Annotated in this window: 18 protein-coding genes and 1 pseudogene; 7 read left to right on the forward strand and 12 right to left on the reverse strand. The window is 62.1% G+C overall.

What is annotated here, in order from left to right:
• Positions 1-96 precede the first annotated feature (96 nt).
• From AD665_RS26375 to AD665_RS26390, 4 genes are read right to left on the reverse strand one after another with little or no spacing between them, the layout of a single operon-like run.
• Complete coding sequence (locus tag AD665_RS26375; RefSeq protein WP_053194380.1) at positions 97-1410, reverse strand: sensor histidine kinase; 1314 nt, start codon at positions 1408-1410, stop codon at positions 97-99.
• Positions 1407-2075 carry a response regulator transcription factor gene (locus AD665_RS26380; RefSeq protein WP_024781142.1) on the reverse strand — a complete coding sequence of 223 codons (669 nt, stop codon included), beginning with the start codon at positions 2073-2075 and terminating at the stop codon, positions 1407-1409. Before AD665_RS26380 ends, AD665_RS26375 begins: the two co-directional genes overlap by 4 nt.
• Positions 2075-2386 carry a PepSY domain-containing protein gene (locus tag AD665_RS26385; RefSeq protein WP_024781141.1) on the reverse strand — a complete coding sequence of 104 codons (312 nt, stop codon included), beginning with the start codon at positions 2384-2386 and terminating at the stop codon, positions 2075-2077. The genes AD665_RS26380 and AD665_RS26385 overlap by 1 nt, the downstream gene beginning before the upstream one ends.
• A complete protein-coding gene (locus AD665_RS26390; RefSeq protein WP_024781140.1) occupies positions 2386-2694 on the reverse strand; it encodes a PepSY domain-containing protein in 309 nt (102 codons plus the stop codon). The genes AD665_RS26385 and AD665_RS26390 overlap by 1 nt, the downstream gene beginning before the upstream one ends.
• 237 nt (positions 2695-2931) lie before the next feature.
• Here AD665_RS26390 and AD665_RS26395 point away from each other — a divergent pair, with 237 nt between their 5' ends.
• The 5 genes from AD665_RS26395 to codA all read left to right on the forward strand — a co-directional run bounded on the left by AD665_RS26395 (position 2932) and on the right by codA (position 8280).
• Positions 2932-4011, forward strand: coding sequence for a hypothetical protein (locus AD665_RS26395; RefSeq protein WP_053194381.1), 1080 nt, complete (start codon positions 2932-2934; stop codon positions 4009-4011).
• 82 nt (positions 4012-4093) lie between these two features.
• A complete protein-coding gene (gene queD, locus AD665_RS26400) occupies positions 4094-4450 on the forward strand; it encodes a 6-carboxytetrahydropterin synthase QueD (protein WP_024781138.1) in 357 nt (118 codons plus the stop codon).
• A 252-nt stretch (positions 4451-4702) separates the two neighbouring features.
• Entirely contained in the window at positions 4703-5533 is an 831-nt protein-coding gene (locus AD665_RS26405; protein ID WP_053194382.1) for an alpha/beta fold hydrolase, read from the forward strand.
• Positions 5534-5746: 213 nt separating this feature from the next.
• Positions 5747-7018, forward strand: coding sequence for a cytosine permease (codB, locus tag AD665_RS26410; protein WP_024781136.1), 1272 nt, complete (start codon positions 5747-5749; stop codon positions 7016-7018).
• 14 nt (positions 7019-7032) lie between these two features.
• Positions 7033-8280: a cytosine deaminase gene (gene codA, locus AD665_RS26415; protein ID WP_024781135.1), complete on the forward strand. Its 1248-nt coding sequence runs from the start codon at positions 7033-7035 to the stop codon at positions 8278-8280.
• A 172-nt stretch (positions 8281-8452) separates the two neighbouring features.
• Here the strand turns inward: codA and AD665_RS26420 are convergent, their stop codons facing one another.
• Positions 8453-9442, reverse strand: a complete 990-nt coding sequence (locus tag AD665_RS26420; protein WP_053194383.1) for a DeoR family transcriptional regulator — start codon at positions 9440-9442, stop codon at positions 8453-8455.
• 180 nt (positions 9443-9622) lie between these two features.
• Between AD665_RS26420 and AD665_RS26425 the strand changes: the two genes are divergently transcribed.
• On the forward strand, positions 9623-10774 hold the full coding sequence (locus tag AD665_RS26425; protein ID WP_024776593.1) for an MFS transporter: 1152 nt from the start codon (positions 9623-9625) through the stop codon (positions 10772-10774).
• A gap of 10 nt (positions 10775-10784) precedes the next feature.
• On the opposite strand, the pseudogene AD665_RS27975 reads toward AD665_RS26425, so the two are convergent.
• The 4 genes and pseudogenes from AD665_RS27975 to AD665_RS26440 all read right to left on the reverse strand — a co-directional run.
• Positions 10785-10871, reverse strand: a pseudogene (locus AD665_RS27975) (RNA polymerase subunit sigma-24); the annotation flags it as partial.
• A gap of 240 nt (positions 10872-11111) precedes the next feature.
• The gene (locus AD665_RS26430) at positions 11112-11552 is read right to left on the reverse strand and encodes a carboxymuconolactone decarboxylase family protein (protein ID WP_024776594.1); all 441 of its coding nucleotides are present in this window, start codon (positions 11550-11552) and stop codon (positions 11112-11114) included.
• Between the two features lie 103 nt (positions 11553-11655).
• Positions 11656-13098: a mechanosensitive ion channel family protein gene (locus tag AD665_RS26435; protein ID WP_024776595.1), complete on the reverse strand. Its 1443-nt coding sequence runs from the start codon at positions 13096-13098 to the stop codon at positions 11656-11658.
• A gap of 183 nt (positions 13099-13281) precedes the next feature.
• Positions 13282-14148: a pirin family protein gene (locus tag AD665_RS26440; RefSeq protein WP_024776596.1), complete on the reverse strand. Its 867-nt coding sequence runs from the start codon at positions 14146-14148 to the stop codon at positions 13282-13284.
• A gap of 107 nt (positions 14149-14255) precedes the next feature.
• On the opposite strand from AD665_RS26440, the gene AD665_RS26445 reads away from it, so the two are divergent.
• On the forward strand, positions 14256-15164 hold the full coding sequence (locus AD665_RS26445) for a LysR family transcriptional regulator (RefSeq protein ID WP_173668661.1): 909 nt from the start codon (positions 14256-14258) through the stop codon (positions 15162-15164).
• Between the two features lie 106 nt (positions 15165-15270).
• Here the strand turns inward: AD665_RS26445 and AD665_RS26450 are convergent, their stop codons facing one another.
• The 3 genes from AD665_RS26450 to AD665_RS26460 form a co-directional block, all read right to left on the reverse strand.
• Entirely contained in the window at positions 15271-15885 is a 615-nt protein-coding gene (locus tag AD665_RS26450) for a response regulator transcription factor (protein WP_024776598.1), read from the reverse strand.
• 113 nt (positions 15886-15998) lie between these two features.
• On the reverse strand, positions 15999-16433 hold the full coding sequence (locus tag AD665_RS26455; RefSeq protein ID WP_024776599.1) for a response regulator: 435 nt from the start codon (positions 16431-16433) through the stop codon (positions 15999-16001).
• Positions 16434-16581: 148 nt separating this feature from the next.
• Positions 16582-19833 carry a transporter substrate-binding domain-containing protein gene (locus tag AD665_RS26460; RefSeq protein ID WP_053194391.1) on the reverse strand — a complete coding sequence of 1084 codons (3252 nt, stop codon included), beginning with the start codon at positions 19831-19833 and terminating at the stop codon, positions 16582-16584.
• Between the last annotated feature and the right edge of the window lie 69 nt (positions 19834-19902).

Genomic DNA, 19902 nt, shown 5'->3' on the forward strand with positions numbered 1-19902 from the left:
GGCGGGGACTTTGCAGCAAGCGGCGCCAAGCTGCAAGGGCCGTGCGGCGGGTTTCGGGGTGTTTTCAATATTCATCCTGTGGGAGCGAAAATCTTGTCAGCGCCGTGGCAGTTCGATCAGGACTTTCAACCCGCCCCACTCGCTGTCGTGCAGGGCCAGGGTCCCGCCCCAGGTATCGACGATGTCCCGCACGATACCGAGCCCCAGGCCGTGGCCGTCGGTCTGCTCGTCCAGGCGCGTGCCCCGGCTGAAGACCTGGTCGCGCCGCTCCTCGGGAATGCCCGGACCATCGTCTTCCACTGCCAGGATGAATGCCTCGGCCGTCTCGGTCACGGTCAGGCGCACTTCGGCATCCGCCCATTTGCAAGCGTTATCCAGCAGGTTACCCAGCAGTTCCAGCAGGTCTTCCCGGTCCCAGGGCAGGTGCTGGCCTGGCGCGGCAACATAACTCAGATGCAGATGCTCGCCGTGAATCATGTTCAGCGTCGCCAGTAGCCCAGGCAGCTCCGCATCGCAAGCCAGCTGCGCACCGGGCAAGGCATCGCCGGCCAGTCGGGCGCGGTTGAGTTCACGATTCAGGCGCTGGCGCACCTGCTCCAGTTGTTCGAGCAGCAACTTGCGCAATTCGGGATACGGCTCGAGCTTTTCATTCGAGGCCAGGCTTTGCAACACCGCCAGCGGGGTTTTCAGGGCGTGGCCCAGATTGCCCAGGGCGTTGCGCGAACGCTTGAGGCTGTCTTCAGTGTGGGCCAGCAGATGATTGATCTGCGCCACCAGCGGTTCCAGCTCAAGGGGTACCTGTTCGTCGAGTTGCGAACGCTGTCCTCGCTGCAACTGAGCGATCTGTTCCCGGGCTTTTTCCAGCGGACGCAAGGCTCGGCGCACCGTCAACCGTTGCAACAACAGAATCAGCAGCAACCCGGCCAGACCGAGGCCGAGGCCGATCTGCTGCATGCGCAGGAAACTGTCGCGCACAGGCGTGTAGTCCTGGGCCACGCTGATGGAAATCGCCTGGCCCAGGCGTCGGTAGTCGGTGCGCAATACCAGCAGCTTCTGGCCTTCAGGCCCCAGTTGCAGGTTGGCGTGCAGACCCGGATGGTCGAGCCTGGGCAGTTCCTGATCCCACAGGGAACGGGAACGCCAGTGCACGTCGGCGAAATCGATGCGGAAATAATGCCCGGAGAACGGCCGCAGATAGGCCGGCGACAAGCGCCGCTCATCCAGTTGCAGCCCCTGGGGGCCGCGCACCAGGGCCACCAGCAGACTCTCGCTGTCGTTGCGCAACCCGGCTTCCAGGTAGCGCTGCAACCCCAGCTCGAACAGCCACAGACTGGTTTGCGCCAGGACCAGGCCGACCACCACCATCACACCGATCAGTCCCAGGCTCAGACGTCGCTGGATGGATCTCACCGGGCCTGCCCGCCGAACAGGTAACCCTGGCCGCGACGGGTTTCGATCACGCTGCGTCCCAGCTTGCGTCGCAGGTGATTGACGTGGACTTCCAGCACATTGGAATCACGCTCGGTTTCACCGTCATACAAATGTTCGGCGAGATGGCTCTTGGAAAGGATCTGCTCGGGGTGAAGCATGAAATAGCGCAGCAGGCGGAATTCAGCGGCAGTCAGTTGGATGTCCGCGCCGTCGCGAACCACGCATTGGCGCCCCTCATCCAGATGCAGCCCGGCGGCCTGGAGCGTCGGCTGGTTGGCCTGGCCATGGGAGCGGCGCAGCAGCGCCTGGACCCGCAGGTGCAGTTCCTCGGGATGAAAGGGTTTGGTCAGGTAATCGTCGGCACCAGCCTTGAGACCCTCGATGCGTTCAGCCCAAGAGCCGCGGGCGGTAAGGATCAGCACCGGAGTACTCAGGCGGCCAGCGCGCCATTGGGCCAGCACCTCGAGCCCCGGCACACCTGGCAGGCCAAGGTCGAGGATGATCAGGTCATAGGGTTCGCTGCTGCCCTGATACACCGCGTCGCGACCGTCGGCGAGCCAATCGACGGCATAGCCCTGCCGTGTCAGTCCGGCCATCAACTCATCGGCCAGGGGAACGTGATCTTCCACCAGAAGCAGGCGCATCAGTCTTCCTTATCTTTGAGTAACCGGCCGGATGTGGCCTCAAGGTCCAATTCGCGCACTACGCCGTCGGTGTCCAGCAGCTCGACCTCATAAATATAGACGCCGTGTTTCTCCTCCAGCTCGGCCTCCAGCAACTTGGCGCCGGGGTGCAGATCCAGCGCCTGTTGCAGCAGCTGTTCCAGCGGCAGTATCACGCCCCGCTGGCGCAGTTGCAGGGCCTCGTCCTGGTCCAGGTCCCGCGCCATGACCACCGAACAAAACGCCAGCAGCACCAGCGGCCATCGACTGCGGGCGCAGAGATTAAGCTTCATTAAGTATCCTGATGATTCTTGAGCACCTTGCCGGTAACGGCGTCCAGTTCCATATCCCATTCAACGCCCTGGGTGTCGCGCAGTTCCACCTGATAGATGAACTTGCCGTATTTTTCCTCCAGCTCGGTATCGGTCACGGTGGCGCCAGGATGCTTGGCCAAGGCGGCGGCGTTGAGTTTTTCAAAGGATTGAATGGTACCAGCGTCTTGCAGCTTTCGGGACTCGTCCGGGCCGAGGTCCCGTGCTTGAGCAAAGCCGGCGCCCAGGGCCATGAGCGTTGCGATGAAAAAGGCAGTCAGGCGGTTCAAGGGTTATCTCCTTTTTATAATCGTCACGGAGCGACTGTAGCCGGATGAACTTAACTGAAACTGAATTGCCATCATGGGACACAGATCAACGGCCGCGCCCTGTGGAGCGAGCCTGCTCGCGATGGCGGCGTATCAGATGACAATAAAGTGACTGACCCACCGTCATCGCGAGCAGGCTCGCTCCCACAGGGATTTGTGTCGCTATAATCCGTTGCCTGCCCAAGCCAAGAGACTGGTATGACCGCCATCCACATCAAGTTTCCCGCCCTCACCCTCAAGGCTGGTCCCCGTGCCCTGGCGCGGATCCGCGAAGCCGGTCTCAAGGCGGCCGACGTCGGCATCCTGCCGGGCGCCGCCGGTGGCCCCAAGGCCCTGGGCATCCAGGGGCTGGACCTGGCACTGTTTGGCGAATGGCTGCCCGCTGCACCAAGGGAGCGTTCGTTGATCGGGGCCTCGGTGGGCTCCTGGCGCTTCGCCAGCGCCTGCCTGCCGGATGCCGCCGAAGGCATCCGACGCCTGGGCACTTTGTACAACGGGCAAAGTTTCGCCAAAGGCGTGACCATGGCCGGGGTCAGCCAGAGTTCGCAGCGCATGCTCGACGACCTGCTCGAAGGCCGCGACGCGACGATCCTCGCCAACCCCTACTACCGGCTCAACATCATGGTAGTCAAAAGCCACGGTTTGCTCGCGCAGGATCATCGCGGGCGGTTGGGCCTGGGCCTGTCGTCGGTGATTGCCGACAACCTGCGAAGCCGGGCGCGGCTGTCGCGGCATTTCGAACGACTGATCATCCACGATCCACGCCTGGCACCGCCGCTGCATCCCTTGAACGATTTTCCGTCACGTTTCGTCCCACTGCAGGCCGGCAATCTGCGTCAGGCACTACTGGCCTCGGGCTCGATCCCGATGGTGATGGAGGGGGTGCGCGACCTGCCGGGAGCCGGTGCCGGTACCTACCGCGACGGCGGCTTGCTGGACTATCACCTCGACCTGCCCTACAGCGGCGAAGACATCGTGCTGTATCCCCATTTCACCGACCGGGTCATTCCCGGCTGGTTCGACAAAAGCCTGCCGTGGCGCCGGGGTAACATTGGGCGCCTGCAGGATGTCCTGTTGGTGGCGCCATCCCGTGAGTACCTGGCTCGCCTGCCCTACGGCAAGCTGCCAGACCGGAACGACTTCAAGCGTTTCATGGGCGATGACGCGAGCCGCCGCACCTATTGGCAGACGGCGATGGACGAGAGCCGCCGCCTGGGCGACGAATTCCTTGAATTGGCGGCCAGCGGTGGTCTGGGCGAGCGTTTGCTGACCCTTTAGTCAGCATGAGCGCGCAACGCCAGAGCCAAACTGATAAACTGCGCCGCCTGCTTCGCGACCGCTACCTTAAAGAGCCTTTACCTTGGAAATTTTCAAAGAGTTCACCTTCGAATCCGCCCATCGCCTGCCCCACGTACCGGACGGCCACAAATGCGGCCGCCTGCACGGTCACTCGTTCAAGGTGGCGATTCACCTGAGCGGCGAGATCGACTCGCACACTGGCTGGATTCGTGACTTCTCGGAAATCAAGGCGATCTTCAAGCCGCTCTACGAGCGCCTGGACCACAACTACCTCAACGATATTCCTGGCCTGGAAAACCCCACCAGCGAAGTCCTCGCCAAGTGGATCTGGAACGAACTCAAGCCGTTGCTGCCGGAACTCAGCGCCATCCGCATCCATGAGACCTGCACCAGCGGTTGCATCTATCGCGGCGAGTAACCCGCAGTCCCAATCTTGAAAAGAGCTTTTGCGGCGAGGGGATTTATCTGTGGCGAGGGGATTTATCCCCGCTGGGCCGCGAAGCGGCCCCAAAATCCAACATCAGTGCGTCAGGTTGATTCGCTTCGTATCTTTGGGGCGCGCTGCGCACGCCAGCGGGGATAAATCCCCTCGCCACAGATGTGTTTTCCCCAGGAAAACTGAACTGGCCTATGCTCTATCCCCTGCCCCCCCTTCAGTGGAGCATCGACCATGACCGACTGGCCGCTGGATCAGGCATACACCTTCAACGGACACGCCATTCGCTACGCCATCCACGGTGACGGGCCGCCATTGGTATTCGTCCATGGCACGCCCTTTTCGTCCTACGTGTGGCATCGAATCGCCCCGCTCTTCAGCGCCACCCATCGGGTGCATTATTTTGACCTGTTGGGTTATGGCCAATCTGCGCAGCCCGATGCCGATGTCTCCCTCGGCATCCAGAACCACCTGCTCGCGCAACTGCTGGAGCATTGGGGCCTGGACTGCCCTGATGTGGTGGCCCACGACTTTGGCGGCGCCACCGCCCTGCGCACGCACCTGCTCAATGGCAAAGACTACCGCAGCCTGACGCTGATCGATCCGGTGGCGCTATCCCCCTGGGGCTCACCCTTCGTCCAGCATGTGCGACAGCACGAAGCAGCCTTCAGTGGGCTGCCCGATTACATTCAGCGCGCTATTGTGCCGACGTATATCCGGGGCGCGATCAAGCGGGACATCCCGGACGCAGAATTGGCGCCCTACCTGCAGCCGTGGCTCGGTGAGACGGGCCAGGCCGCGTTTTATCGGCAGATTGCGCAAATGGACGAGCGTTACACCCGCGAAGCAGAGAACCTGTATTCGAGCGTGCGCTGCCCGACACAGATACTGTGGGGGGAGGATGACCAATGGATCCCCATCGAGCGCGGCCGGGCGCTGCACGCGCTGATTCCAGGCGCGCAATTCCACCCGGTGGCGAACGCCGGGCATCTGGTCCAGGAAGACGCCCCGGAAGCCATTGTGGCGGCTGTATTACGATTCCTGCCACTGCCCCGCCCGACCTGACGCGCACTGCTCCTGTGGGAGCGGGCTTGCTCGCTCCCACAAAGGATATGCAGGGGAATGCGAACCGTGTTCCAACTTGAATCATCGTTGCACCACTTTCATTCCCCGCCCGCCCCCATTTCCCCGGATTGTCTATAAATAACCTCGCGATCATTCGCTTGGCACGACCGCTGCACGCTTGCGACATTTTCCCTCCTGCGCAAGGACCGCCACATGACTCAGAACGATCCAGGCAACGACTACCCGTTGAGCGAAGTCCCGATGCATGCCCGCAAGGGCCTGGCTTCCACAGCCATGGTGCTGCTGGGTTTCACCTTTTTCACCGCCACGATGTTTGCCGGCGGCAAGCTGGGAGTGGCATTCGGCTTTACCGAAATGCTCACCGTGATCGTGATCGGTAACCTGCTGCTGGGGCTCTATGCCGCTGGGCTGGGCTACATCGCGTTCAAGAGCGGGCTCAATTCAGTGCTGATGGGCCGTTTCTGTTTTGGCGAGGTCGGCAGCAAGCTCAGCGACCTGATCCTGGGCTTCACCCAGATCGGCTGGTACGCCTGGGGCACGGCGACTGCCGCGGTGGTGCTGGGTAAATACTTCGGCTTGGGCGAAGGCACCGTGCTGGCGCTGATGGTGCTGTTCGGGCTGGGGTTCTGCGCCACGGCATACATCGGTTATCGCGGGTTAGAGATTCTCTCGTACATCGCCGTGCCGGCCATGATGTTGCTGCTGATGCTGTCGATGTGGGTCGCGACGGTAAAAGTCGGGGGCCTGGAGGGCTTGCTGGCGGTGGTGCCCACGGGCAGCCTTGATGAGTCCACCGCTATCACGCTGGTGTTCGGCACCTTCGTCAGCGGCGCCACCCAGGCGACCAACTGGACCCGGTTTTCCCGTTCGGCGAAAGTCGCAGTGCTGGCAAGCCTGATTGGTTTCTTCGTCGGCAACGGCCTGATGGTGTTGATCGGCGCTTACGGTGCCATCGTCTACCAGCAGCCGGATGTGGTCGAAGTACTGCTGTTGCAGGGCTTCGCCATGGCGGCGATGGCGATGCTGCTGCTCAACATCTGGAGCACCCAGGACAACACCATCTATAACTTCGCCGTGGCCGGTTGCAATCTGCTACGCACCCGTCGGCGCAAGACCGTCACCCTGGGTGGCGCCGTGATCGGTACCCTGCTGGCGCTGCTGGGCATGTACGACATGCTGGTGCCGTATCTGATCCTGTTGGGGACAGTAATCCCGCCCATTGGCGGTGTGATCATGGCCGATTTCTTCTTCCGCTGGCGCGGGCGCTATCCACGCCTGGCCGATGCGCGGCTGCCAGCCTTCAACTGGCCGGGGTTGCTGGCTTATGGGCTCGGCACCGTCGCGGCGTTCAATTCGCCCTGGGTGGCACCGCTGGTAGGAATCGCCACTGGCGCGCTAACGTATGTGCTATTGATCGGCGTCATGGGTACCCGGACCACCGAAGCGCCACTCCAAGACCTATAAAAAGGATTCGCCCGATGCACATCATCAACGCCCGCCTGCGCAACCGCGAAGGTTTGTATGAACTGCACCTGGAAAACGGCCTGATCGCCAGCATCGCGCGCCAGACCGAGGCCCCCAGCCTCGGACCGCAGGACCTCGATGCAGGCGGCAATCTGGTGGTGCCGCCCTTCGTCGAGCCGCACATTCACCTGGACGCCACCCTCACTGCCGGCGAGCCGCGCTGGAACATGAGTGGCACGTTGTTCGAAGGCATCGAATGCTGGGGCGAACGCAAGGCCACCATCACCGAGGAAGACACCCGGACACGCGCGACGAAAACCATCCAAGCCCTCGCTGCCCATGGTATCCAGCATGTGCGCACCCACGTCGACGTCACCGACCCCGAACTTACCGCCCTCAAGGCGATGCTGGAAGTGCGCGAGCAAAGTCGTCATCTGATCGACCTGCAGATCGTCGCGTTTCCCCAGGAGGGCATCGAGTCCTACCGCAACGGCCGCGAACTGATGGAAGAAGCGATCCGCCTGGGTGCAGACGTGGTGGGCGGCATTCCGCACTTCGAATACACCCGCGACCAGGGTGTCAGCTCGGTGAAATACCTGATGGACCTGGCCGAGCGCACCGGCTGTCTGGTGGACGTGCATTGCGACGAAACCGACGATCCCCATTCGCGCTTCCTCGAAGTGCTGGCCGAAGAAGCCCGCAGCCGCGACATGGGCGCCCGGGTCACCGCCAGCCATACCACGGCCATGGGTTCCTACGACAATGCCTATTGCGCCAAGCTGTTTCGCCTGCTCGGGCACTCGGGGATCAGCTTCGTCTCCTGCCCCACCGAAAGCATCCACCTGCAAGGACGCTTCGATACCTTCCCCAAACGCCGCGGCGTCACCCGGGTCAACGAACTGCTGGAAGCCGGGATGAACGTGTGTTTCGGCCAGGACTCCATCGTCGACCCGTGGTATCCCCTGGGTAACGGCAACATCCTGCGGGTACTCGAAGCCGGCCTGCACATCTGCCACATGCTCGGCTATCGCAACCTGCAAAGCGCCCTCGACCTGGTCACCGACAACAGCGCCAAGGCCATGGCTCTTGGCGAACGCTACGGCCTGGAACCAGGACGCCCGGCGAACCTGCTGATCCTGTCGGCCGACAGCGACTACGAAGTGATCCGCAGCCAGGGGCTGCCGCTCTACTCGATTCGCAATGGTGAAGTGCTGATGAAGCGACAGATGCCGGTGGTGGAGTTTGGGCCGCAGTTGGGCTGAGCGATCCGACGATAGCGGTCTGTCCGTTGACCGTGAGGTGGCTGGCCCGACGCTATCGCGAGCAGGCTCGCTCCCACAGGGAGGCTACGGCGGACACAAGATGTATGCTTGCGAAGATCCAATGTGGGAGCGAGCCTGCTCGCGATAGCGTCATCAGCCGCACCACCGCGCGCTAAAGGAGCCGCGCCGTCCCAAACAGACTGACCTGCACCAACTCCCCGCCCACCTCTGTCAGCAGGATTGGCGCAGTCCCCCCCGGCATCACCACTCTCACCGGCCCTGCTTTCACCCAACCCACCCGCCACGCGGCGCTGGCCACCGCACTGGCGCTGGTGCCGGAAGAAGCGGTCGGTCCTTCGCCCCGCTCAAACACGCGGGCGGCGATTCGTCCTTCGGCCTCGAGCCAGGCCCATTGCAGGTTCACCCCCGCCGGGCATGGAATCCCGGCGCCACCGGGCGTGGCATAGGCGATACGGGTCAAGCTTTGGGAAAGTGCCGGGGCGCGCATCTGTGCATTGCTCGGCAGCGCTTCGGCGCTGTCCACCAAGGTCACGCAATGGGGATTGCCCATACTTACGAACTGGCTGTTGCCCCATGCCGGGTTCAACGCCTGGAGCACCGCCACCCGACTGACTTCGCGCTGATTGAAGCGCACGCTTTCCGTCGTTTGGGCAGCGACAGCCTGTGACCCGAACAGCGGTTGCCCCAGGTTCAGCCAGAAGCCTTGCGAGCCCTCGAACTCAGCGGCCCGAACCGACGTTTGCAGCGGCGAAGAGCCTTCGTGCTTGTCGTGATGAACCTGCAACACACAATCGTCCTCTCCCGGCATCAAGCCTTGCGCCTGCAGGGCATGGGAGAAAATGGTCAGGCCGTTGCCGCTGCGCTCGGCCAGGGTACCGTCGGTGTTGACGATCAACACGTCGAAGGGCGGTTCGTCCTGGAACGGTCCGATCAGCAGGCCGTCGCTGCGATGCGCCTTGGCGCCCGGCGGCCGCTCACCGGGCGCCCATGCGCAGAACCTATGCACCGCAGCCGCGGCCCAGGATTCACGGACCTGTGCCGCCAGGGCCGCCGATGGCGGCAGATCCACACCTTGGGCACGGACCTGCTGCGGTGAAACGACACCATAGATATTGCCGCGTGCATCGTAGAACTGCGTCATGAATCGGATCCGCATTCAACCAGCCAGGACCGCCACTGTATGCTGCCCTGGCCCGTGGGAGCAAAGCTTGCTCGCGATGCAGCGCCCTCGGTCGGCACCTTGAGGTCGCCGTGAGGTCAGTGGATATGCCAGCATAGGGTTCCCCCCCGCATCACAGCATCGCAAAACCAAGGACGATTCATGACTGCCATCACGCCCCCACCCACCTTCGTCCCCGGACGCCTGGAACAGATGTCCACTCGCATCGCCTATCTCATCGCCGGCGTCGGCATCGCCGCCTGGGCGCCACTGGTACCTTACGCCAAGGCGCGGGCGAACCTGGATGAAGGCACCCTCGGCCTGCTGTTGTTGTGCCTGGGAGTGGGCTCGATCCTGGCGATGCCGATTTCCGGTGCATTGGCAGCGCGGTTCGGCTGTCGGCGGGTGCTGAGCGGTGGCACGATCCTGATCTGCCTGGCGCTGCCTTTGCTGGCGACAATGAGCACGTTTTCCTGGTTGGTGACCGCGTTGTTCCTGTTCGGCGCCGGGCTTGGCACAGTGGACTCGACCGTGAACCTGCAAGCGGTGATCGTCGAACGGGCCAGTGGCAAGACCATGATGTCGGGCTTCCACGGTATGTTCAGCCTCGGCGGGATCATCGGCGCGGCCGGGGTAAGCGCCCTGCTCGGCCTCGGGCTGTCGCCGCTGGGCGCGACGCTGGTGGTCAATGGGCTGCTATTGGTGGCGCTGTTCAAGGCCGCGCCGCACTTGCTGCCTTACGGCAGTGAAAGCTCGGGCCCGGCGTTCGCCGTTCCCCACGGTGTAGTGTTGTTTATCGGCATCCTGTGTTTCATCGTGTTCCTGGCCGAAGGCGCGGTGCTGGACTGGAGCGCGGTGTTCCTGGCCACCGAACGGGGGGTCGAGACCGCCTACGCCGGACTGGGTTATGCCGCGTTCGCGCTGACCATGACCGTCGGCCGCCTGACTGGCGATGCGGTGGTGCACCGCCTGGGCGCCCGACGGGTGATCATCTGTGGCGGCACCACGGCCGCAGTCGGCTTCCTGCTGGCCACCCTGGCGCCGATGTGGCAGGCGGCGCTGTTGGGTTACGCGTTGGTGGGGGCTGGCTGTTCGAACATCGTGCCGGTGTTGTACACCGCCGTCGGCAAACAGACCTTGATGCCCGAAGCGATCGCCGTACCGGCCATCACCACCATCGGCTACGCCGGCATCCTGGCGGGCCCGGCGCTGATCGGGTTTATTGCCCATGGCAGCAGCCTGAGCGTGGCCTTCGGAGTGCTGGCGCTGTCGCTGGTGGGGGTGGCGGCCAGTGGGAAGATCCTGAAAGTCTGAATGGCACCGAAGCCTTCGTGGCGCCCCGTCGACCTCCGCGCCGATGGCCATCCACTGCAACGTCGCGCGCTGTCTGGTGCAGATAGGCTCGTGGCTGCCCGCCCCCCGGAAGGCGTTGTATCAACCGCTATCGAAGTCGACTGATGCAGCGCCTTCGCAAGCAGGCACGCTCCCACTTTGGATTCGGAATATACGCGGCATTTGCATACGCCACTTGCCCCTGTGGGAGCCGGGCTTGCCCGCGAAGACGGCTGCACATTCAACATCTTTGTGACAGAGACTTCACTTTCGCGAGCAAGCAGACTCCCACAGGCTATTTCGAGCGTCTATGGATGCTTCACGCTTCGGGCATCTTGCGAAAGCCCACCGCCAGGCGGTTCCAACCGTTGATGGCGTTGATTGCCACGGTCAGGTCGACCATTTCCTTGGGGCTGAAATGCTCGTTCAACAGTTCATAGTCAGCGTCCGGCGCATGAGTGTCGCTCAGGCGGGTCAGGGCTTCGGTCCAGGCCAGCGCGGCGCGCTCGCGAGGGGTGAAGAACGGTGCTTCGCGCCAGGCGGTCACGGCGTACAGGCGACGCTCCGTCTCGCCGTCCTTGCGGGCATCGGCGGTGTGCATGTCGATGCAGAAGGCACAGCCGTTGATTTGCGAGGAGCGCAGCTTGACCAGTTCGAGCAGGGACTTCTCCAGGCCCAGTTTCATGACAGCGTTTTCCAGGGCCAGCATGGCTTTGAAGGCGTCGGGGGAAGCGGTGTAGAAATCGATACGCGGTTGCATGGTGTGCTCCAGAACAATGGGGTGTGGCGCTACGTTAGCCCCAGGCTGGCGCGGTACAAATAGCCAATTATTGGGAAGTTCGAGTGACCAATGGGCAAGTTGTTCAGGCCCGGTTGCGCAGCCATTGCAAGAAGCGCTTCTTGGCCACGGGCTTGGGGGCTTCGCGGATCAGGTTCTGGGCGAGGTTCATCCGCACATCCAACAGGTTCTTCATGGCATCGTTGATGTCGTGACGGGCGTCGAGACAGGGTTTGAGGTAGTCCTTCTCGATGCGATAAAGGGTGCAGAACGTCTTTGCCGAAAAATTTGCCAGTGCGGCCAGATCGGAAATGATGCCCGCTTCGCCAATCACTTCTCCCGGCCCCATGCGCCCGCCTTCGAACACTTGGCCGTTGCGCACCATGGTCACGCTGACTACGCCGGACTCAATGATGAACAGATGATCGCTGACCTCGCCGGCTGGCAGAATCATGTCCCCGGCACGAAATGTCTGCAGGGTCATGTTCTGGCTGAAGGTGTCTTTTTCTTCCTGGCGCAACGTCGAGAAAATGCTTGAGCTGTCCAGCAACGCACGAGGTCGTGACGAAACGTTGGACGAGGCGCTTTCACTGTTGGACAGGAGACTGATCCCCGACGCCCGCAGGTGCCGGAATGCCAGGTCGAACAGTTGATTGCGCACCTCGCGCTTCTGGGCTCTCGTGGCTACAAAACCGCTGATCTCGTATTCCGCCCCGATGCTGGTGGAGCTTTTCAACGTTACGCAAGGGGCCGGCACGGCGAGCAACGCGCGACAACCGATCATGGCGCGCTCCAGCGCATCGATCACCTTCTGAGGCCGGGCGTGGGGACTGACCTGGACGCTGATGGACAAACCGTGCACATCGCTGGGCCGGCTGAAGTTGATGACCTTGGCCTTTGCCGCCAGCGAGTTGGGAATCACCGCCATGCTGCCCTGGGCAGTCTGCAACCGCGTGGCGCGCCAGTCGATGTCAGTGACCCGGCCCTCGGTGCCGTCGATGGAGATCCAGTCATCGAGCTGATAAGGCTTGGTGGTGTTGAGCACGATGCCGGAGAACACATCGCTGAGGGTGCTTTGCAAGGCCAGGCCGACGATGATAGCCATCGCACCGGACGTCGCCAGCACACCCTTGACCGGCAGATCCAGGACATAAGCCAACGCGGCAATCACGGCGATCAGGAAGATCACCGCACCGAGCAGATCCTGCAACAACCGTCCGGTATGGCCGACCCGTTGCATCATCACGGCGCCGATAAGCACCGTCAGGGTACGTGCGGCGAACAGCCACCAGGCGATCTGCAAACCGGTGGCCGCCAGGTGCCGCGGCACATCGTCGACCCACTGCGCCGGCTCCATGGGGTTGAGGCCTTCATTGAACAGCAACATGCTGAACAACGAAAAAATCACCAGCCGCCCGCCGATTTTCCAATAGGTCCGCTCCATATTGACCAGTCGCCACAACAGCATGTCGAGCACAAGCAGCACCAGGGCGCAGAGCAGCGGGTGATCGGTGATCAGAGACAGCATGGGGGACAGCTCCAGGAAGGCCATTGGCGAGCAGATTGGCACAGATGAACACGCCGTGGAATCACCACACCCCTTGTGGGAGCGAGCCTGCTCGCGATGTCGGTTGGTCCGTCAACGCATCAGCGACTGGCAGACCGCTATCGCGAGCAGGCTCGCTCCCACATGGACCGGTATGGCTGGCTATCAGTTGTCCATCCGGCCGAAATGCCCGGAATGGAAGTCATTGAAGGCCTGGTGGATTTCCTGCTCGCTGTTCATCACGAACGGGCCATGGCCGACGATGGGTTCGTCGATGGGCTCGCCGCTGAGCAACAGCACCACCGCGTCGTTATTGGCGTGCAAGGTCAACTGGTCGCCGGCCCGGTCGAACAGGGCCAGTTGCCCCGCCTCGATCCGCTCGCGACCGTTGGCCTGGACCGTGCCATGCAGCACCACCAGTGCCGTGTTGCGGCCTTCGTGCAGGTCGAGGGTCAGGCTCTTGCCGGCGTTCAAGCGGATATCCCAGACATCAATGGGCGTGAAGGTCTTCGCCGGGCCTTGTTGACCCTCGAAGGTCCCGGCGATCAGGCGCAGCCTGCCAGCGTCGTCCTTCAGTTCAATGTTCGGAATGTCATTCTTGAGCAGCGTCTGGTAGCCGGCCGGGGCCATCTTGTCCTTGGCGGGCAAGTTGACCCACAGTTGGACCATTTCCATGAACCCACCCTGGCGGGCGAAGGCTTCGGAATGGAACTCTTCATGGATGATGCCGGAAGCGGCGGTCATCCATTGCACGTCGCCCGGGCCGATCTTGCCGCCGCTGCCGGTGGAGTCCCGGTGTTCCAGCTCGCCCTGGTAAACGATGGTCACGGTTTCAAAACCCCGATGCGGATGCTGGCCGACACCGCGACGCTGATCGGTGGGGGTGAATTCGCTTGGGGCCGCATGATCCAGCAGCAGAAACGGACTGATGTGTTTGCCCAGGTTGTCGTAGGAAAACAACGTGCGTACCGGGAAGCCGTCACCGACCCAATGGGGTCGCGGGCTGGTGTACAGGCCAATGATCTTTTTCATGCTGCTTCTCCCAATCAGGTGTTGCGATTCGATGGATACAGCTTAAAACTGGGACCTTTGATGCACTAGACTGCAAAAATCGGCCTTAGCGTTCTATCTGGAGAACGATCATCGAAGACCTGAACACGCTCTACTATTTCACCCAGGTGGTCGAACACGGTGGTTTCGCCGCTGCCGGTCGGGTGCTGGACGTGCCCAAGTCCAAGCTCAGCCGACGCATTGCACAGTTGGAAGAGCGCCTGGGCGTGCGGTTGATCCATCGCACCAGCCGGCATTGTTCGTTGACCGAGATCGGCCAAGCCTACTACCAGCGCTGCCTGGCGATGCGGGTCGAGGCCGAGAGCGCGGCCGAAGTGATCGAGCGCAACCGCTCCGAACCCCAGGGGCTGGTGCGCATCAGTTGTCCGACGGCGTTGCTCAACAGTTGGGTCGGGCCGATGCTGACCCGCTACATGATCCGTTACCCATGCGTGGAGTTGTTCATCGAGAGCACCAACCGCCGGGTCGACCTGATTCACGAAGGATTCGATATCGCGTTGCGGGTGCGTTTCCCGCCGCTGGAAGACACCGATATGGTGATGAAAGTGCTGGGCAAGAGTACCCAATGCCTGGTGGGCAGCCCGATTTATCGTGAGCGCTTGTCCTCCCCCGCTTCCCTGGCCGACCTCAACGGCTTGCCCAGCCTGCACTGGGGAGCGGCGCAACGGGAGTATCAATGGGAGTTGTCGGGTCCGGACGGCGCCAGCGCACTGATCCGCCACGCGCCACGCATGGTCACCGACGATTTGCTGGTCCTGCGCCAAGCGGCACTGTCAGGAATCGGCATTGTCCACCTGCCCCACGTGCTGGTCCGCGATGACTTGGCGGCTGGGCAACTGGTGGAGTTGGTACCGGGCTGGGCGCCGAATTGCGGGATTGTCCACGCGATCTTCGCGTCACGCCGCGGGTTGTTGCCGTCGGTGCGGACATTGATCGATTTTCTGGCCGAGGAATTCAGCCAGAGTGATATGGCGTAGCGCAGTGTCATTGCTTTTGTGGGAGCCGAGCTTGTGTGGGAGCTGAGCTCGGCCCCCAGAACGGCTCATCTGAACAGTGCCTACATAACCCCCATGCTTACGGGGCTCAGAGGTGATTGCGCTTGGCGAAATCCGACAAGCCCACCAGGGTCTTCAGGCCAAGCTTCTCCAGTAGCCGGGTCTTGTAGGTGCTGACGGTCTTCGGGCTCAGGTACAGGGATTCGGCGACATCCTTGCCACGCATGCCCATGGACAGCATTCGCAGAATGGATAACTCACGGGTGGAAAGGCTTTCCAGGGCCTGCTGTTCCGTGCGTTGCTGGAAGTCCAGCCTGACGGGCATCTGCGGAAAGTAGGAATAACCGGACTTCAAGGCATGAATAGCCTTGGTCAGTTCCTTCAGATCACTTTTCTTGGTCACGAAGCCCCTGGCCCCAGCCGAGATGCAGCGGTTGCAGAAGTGTTGCGCATCCTGGGAGGTGAACACCAGTACACCGCACTCGGGGTACTGGGCCATGATCCAGACCAGCAGGTCCAGACCATCGAAGCCATTCATCACCAGGTCCAGGATCACCAGCTCCGGCGTACGCTCCTTGATCACAGCCCTGGCATCGAGCACGCCATTGGCGTCCCGGATCTGGGTAAACCCCTCGTTCTGGCAAATCAGCCGCAATGCCCCCCGTATGACAGGGTGGTCATCCACGATCAACACATCTTTCAAGGCAACTCCCCAGATAAATACAAACAACGCCGATACCACGCTGCAGCGGACTCTTGCACAAGCGACAGGCCCGGCCACCTGTCAGGTCTGACAGTGCCGACCAATGGTCAGTGTCAGCGGCCGTGGCTGTGCCTGAGGGGCCTTCCCCAGGGACGGGCCGCCTCACAGTCCGCCGGATCGATCCGTGCCATCAGGCGCGCCAGTGCGGCGAGATCCGGCAGTTGCGCGGGATGCAGCTGCACGCTTGCCCTGCGCGTGACAGGGATCGACAAGAGGCCGACCTGTTGCGTGTTGTAGATCATTCCATGGCGCACCTGCGGGTTACCGAGAAAGAAACCCGGCAGGTCCAACTCGCCCTCCGCCAGGCAGGCATCGACGACCAGCAGGTCGAACGGCTCGATACCGAACGCCATCAATGTCATCAGCTCCTGTGCACTGCTCACAGGCGCAATCCGGAAATAGCCCTGTTGATTGAACAGGTACTCAAGCTGCATTCGATGAGAATGGTCGGTATCGGCAATCATGATACGTAGTGCTTTATTCGGCATGACAGGCATCCCAGTGACAACGCGACGGGTGTGAACCGGCTCGTAAACGTTAAGGGGCCTCAGGCTAGAGGAAGCTTTTGAGGGGCGCTGTAGGACGAGTCCTAAAAACAGTCGGAAAAAGCCCTCCTCGACACTCGGTTGTAGGAAGTCATTCGCGTGGGTGGTCAGGGGAAGCAAGCTCCCTCGTCACATGGATCTCTAATTGTTCGGTGAGCAAATCCATGGCCTGGCGCAGGTCACCCACCGCGTTGGCAAGCGACACGCCGTCGGCGCTTCGACAGGCGTTTTCCAGCGCCTCACAGGCAGCGACCAGGCCTTGCGCCTGGATGATCCGCGCACCGCCCTTGATCCGGTGCGCCAGGTCCGCGAGTCCGGATACATCCTGTCGGGTGAACATGTCGATGAGTCGCACCTTGTCGCCGGCATTGGTGTTGACCAACTCCTCCAGCAGCTTTTTGATCGAGACGGTGTCGCCCCCCGTCAGTTGTTCGAGGCTGGTCAGGTCGAAATTGTCGGTCGACGCAACGGCGCTCCCCTCGTCAGGCGGCGCGCTGAGCGACCCCAGGCGTGCCTGCAGCTCCTTGAGGCCGATAGGCTTGAACAAGCAGTCGTCCATTCCGGCGTCGATGCAGCGATCCTTTTCCTCGGGCTGGGCATTGGCCGTGAATCCAAGGATCACCCCCCGCGACAGCCCTTGGGCCCGCTCTTCGTCGCGAATGGTACGAGCCAGTTCATAGCCGCTCATCAATGGCATGTTGCAGTCGGTGATCACCGCATCGAAATGTGCCGCGCGCCAGGCCTGCAATCCCTGCACACCGTCCCCGGCCTCCTGGACCCGGTGCCCCAGGTAGCTCAGTTGTCGGGACAACAGCAGGCGATTGGCCGGATGGTCATCGATCACCAGGATGTCCAGGGCCTGGGCCGGCACCGGTGCCTCGACCTCGGCCGCTGGTGCTTGCACCTGGGAGTCGAGCACGGGCAGGCGCAGCAGGATCTCGATCTGCGTGCCCGTCCCTGGCACGCTGCTCAACGCCAGGGTGCCGCCCATCATTTCACACAGGGTGCGGCTGATCATCAGCCCCAGCCCGGAACCGCTGCGGGCGGACTGGCGATGATTGCCGGCTTGGCTAAAGGGGCTGAACAGACGTTGCTGGTCCTCCAGGGAAATCCCGCTGCCGGTGTCTTCAACCCGCAGGCAAATGCCAAGGCGCCTGTCGTCATGGCCCGGGGCGGCTTGCACACTCAGGCGTACCTGGCCCTGGTCGGTGAATTTGATCGCGTTGCTCAGCAGGTTCGACAGGATCTGCTTGAAGCGCAAGGGATCGATCAAGACGTCCTTGTCGATCGCCACATCCAGATCCAGTTGCAGACCCAGGTGTTTCTGCCGGGCCAGGCCTTCGAACATCCGGGCCACCGACGCGACCAACTGCGCCAGGTTGGCCCGCTCCGGCGCCAGGGACAGTCGCCCGGACTCGATACGGGCGATGTCCAGGATGTCTCCGATCAATCCCAGCAAACCTTGGGCCGCGTCAGAAGCGACTTCAATGGCAAGCCGGTCCACGACGCCCTGATCGGCTTTTTTCAGGGCCAGTTCCAGCATGCCGATCAATGCATTCATCGGCGTGCGGATTTCATGGCTCATGGTCGCCACAAAGGTGGTCTTGGCCCGATTGGCGTCGTCGGCACCTTCCTTGGCAACACGCAACTGCTCCAGCAAACGCCGCAGATAAACAACCCACCCCAGGGTCAACAACAGCAACAGCGCGGCGATGGCAAACCCCTGGAGGATGGTGGTGCGGTTACGCAGCCAGTAGCTGTCGTCGATCACCACTTCGCTGCGCCAGCGATTGGTCAACTCGTCCATTTCCTCGGGGGAGATGCTCAGCAGTGCCTTGTCCAGGATCGAATGCAGCTCCAGCGAGTCCCGCCGGGTCGCCAGGGCAACATGCGCCGGCAGGGTGCCTACGGTGCTGGTGATCTGCAACCTGTCGCGGTACTGACGCGAAATCAGGTAACGGGCGCTGATCAGCGAATTGACCATGCCGTCCACCGTGCCAGCGGCGACCATGGCCATGGCATCGGCGGTATTTTGTGCCGGAACCAACTGGACACGGGGGAACTGCTCCAGCAGGTACTCACGCAACACGTTGCCCCGCGTCAGTGCCAGTCGCTTGTCGCCCATCCGGTCCAGGGTCAGCGGGGCCTTGGCTTTGCGCGGCGTCACTAGCACGAATGGAGGGCTCAAGTACGGTCGGGTAAAGCGCAATGCGTCCTCGAGCTCAGGGGTCACCGGGGCCGCCGCCAGGACATCGGCCTGCCCGCTCCTGACCTGCTCGATCAGACCGTCAAGTGAACTGCCACGCAGGAAATTGAATTTCAGACCGGTACGCAAGCTGATCCTGGCCAGCACATCGGCGCTGATGCCGCGAATATGCTCCTGGTCATCGATGAACGTCAGCGGCGGGAAATGTTCGTTGAAGGCCACCGTTATCCGCGGATGCGCATCCAGCCAGCGCTGTTCATTGACACTGAAATGCAGCGCCTGTTGCCCCGGCATACTGGCGCCACCGGCACTCCAGCGCCGCAGGATGCTCATGCGCTCAGAGGTGGGGATCGCTTGCAGGGCGGCATCAACAATGCGCAACAAGCGCGGATTGTCACGCTTGATCGCGAAAGCGAACGGCTGTACTTCCATGCGGGAAAAATCCGCCAACTGAATGTTGTTCAGGTAGTTCTTGCTGATCAGGTAGTTGGCGCTGATCGAATCCCCCAGGTAGACATCGGCCTGACCGAACGCCACCGCGCCAATGGCACTCAAGGTCGAGGGATACAACTGCAAGGTGGCATCGGGATAGAACGCCTCGACCTTGGCCGGCGGCAAATAGTGGTACAGCATCGCCAACCGTTTGCCCGCCAGGTCCTGGGGCAAGTCCTGGCTGTCATCGATGCGCGCCACAAAGGTGGGCAGGTCATCGGCATAAGCCTGGGACATGATCAGGTCCGGGTCAGCGGCCTCGAAGCCGTTGGCGGTACCGAGCAGGTCGATCTCACCGCTGCGCAACGCCTGGAGCGATTCGGTACGGGACGAGTACCGCCGCACCTGCACCTCTACCTGCAGCAACTGCCCGAGTAATTGGACATAGTCGGCGGTCAGGCCTTCGTAATCGTCACCATTACCGGTGATGCTGAACGGTGAGTAATCCGGTGCCGAGGCGCCTACCAGCAACCTGCCCTTGCGCCGCAACCAGACCCGGTCAGCCTCCCCCAGGGACACTGAATAGTCATCCGCATGGGAGCGCCCGAGTACGTGCAGCGATTCGGGAACTGCGCCAACCTGTGGCGCCACACTCAATGAGCCCAGCAACAGCGCCACCAGGCCCGTGCGTAAAAGCAGCATCATCTGAATCAGGTTTTTCACCTGGCGAAATCGACCCGGAACAGCATTGCTTTCATATCGGCTCAGGGTGAC

The organism is Pseudomonas corrugata, from assembly GCF_001269905.1.
In the GTDB taxonomy this organism is placed as follows: domain Bacteria; phylum Pseudomonadota; class Gammaproteobacteria; order Pseudomonadales; family Pseudomonadaceae; genus Aquipseudomonas; species Aquipseudomonas corrugata.

Excerpts from the sequence above, each read along its gene's own strand:
- codA (WP_024781135.1), top strand. The coding sequence starts at position 7,033 with ATGCACATCATCAACGCCCGCCTGCGCAACCGCGAAGGTTTGTATGAA.
- AD665_RS26425 (WP_024776593.1), top strand. The coding sequence starts at position 9,623 with ATGACTGCCATCACGCCCCCACCCACCTTCGTCCCCGGACGCCTGGAA.
- codB (WP_024781136.1), top strand. The coding sequence starts at position 5,747 with ATGACTCAGAACGATCCAGGCAACGACTACCCGTTGAGCGAAGTCCCG.
- AD665_RS26395 (WP_053194381.1), top strand. The coding sequence starts at position 2,932 with ATGACCGCCATCCACATCAAGTTTCCCGCCCTCACCCTCAAGGCTGGT.
- AD665_RS26380 (WP_024781142.1), bottom strand. The coding sequence starts at position 2,075 with ATGCGCCTGCTTCTGGTGGAAGATCACGTTCCCCTGGCCGATGAGTTG.
- AD665_RS26385 (WP_024781141.1), bottom strand. The coding sequence starts at position 2,386 with ATGAAGCTTAATCTCTGCGCCCGCAGTCGATGGCCGCTGGTGCTGCTG.
- AD665_RS26435 (WP_024776595.1), bottom strand. The coding sequence starts at position 13,098 with ATGCTGTCTCTGATCACCGATCACCCGCTGCTCTGCGCCCTGGTGCTG.
- AD665_RS26420 (WP_053194383.1), bottom strand. The coding sequence starts at position 9,442 with ATGACGCAGTTCTACGATGCACGCGGCAATATCTATGGTGTCGTTTCA.
- AD665_RS26405 (WP_053194382.1), top strand. The coding sequence starts at position 4,703 with ATGACCGACTGGCCGCTGGATCAGGCATACACCTTCAACGGACACGCC.
- AD665_RS26430 (WP_024776594.1), bottom strand. The coding sequence starts at position 11,552 with ATGCAACCGCGTATCGATTTCTACACCGCTTCCCCCGACGCCTTCAAA.
- AD665_RS26460 (WP_053194391.1), bottom strand. The coding sequence starts at position 19,833 with ATGATGCTGCTTTTACGCACGGGCCTGGTGGCGCTGTTGCTGGGCTCA.
- AD665_RS26440 (WP_024776596.1), bottom strand. The coding sequence starts at position 14,148 with ATGAAAAAGATCATTGGCCTGTACACCAGCCCGCGACCCCATTGGGTC.
- AD665_RS26455 (WP_024776599.1), bottom strand. The coding sequence starts at position 16,433 with ATGCCGAATAAAGCACTACGTATCATGATTGCCGATACCGACCATTCT.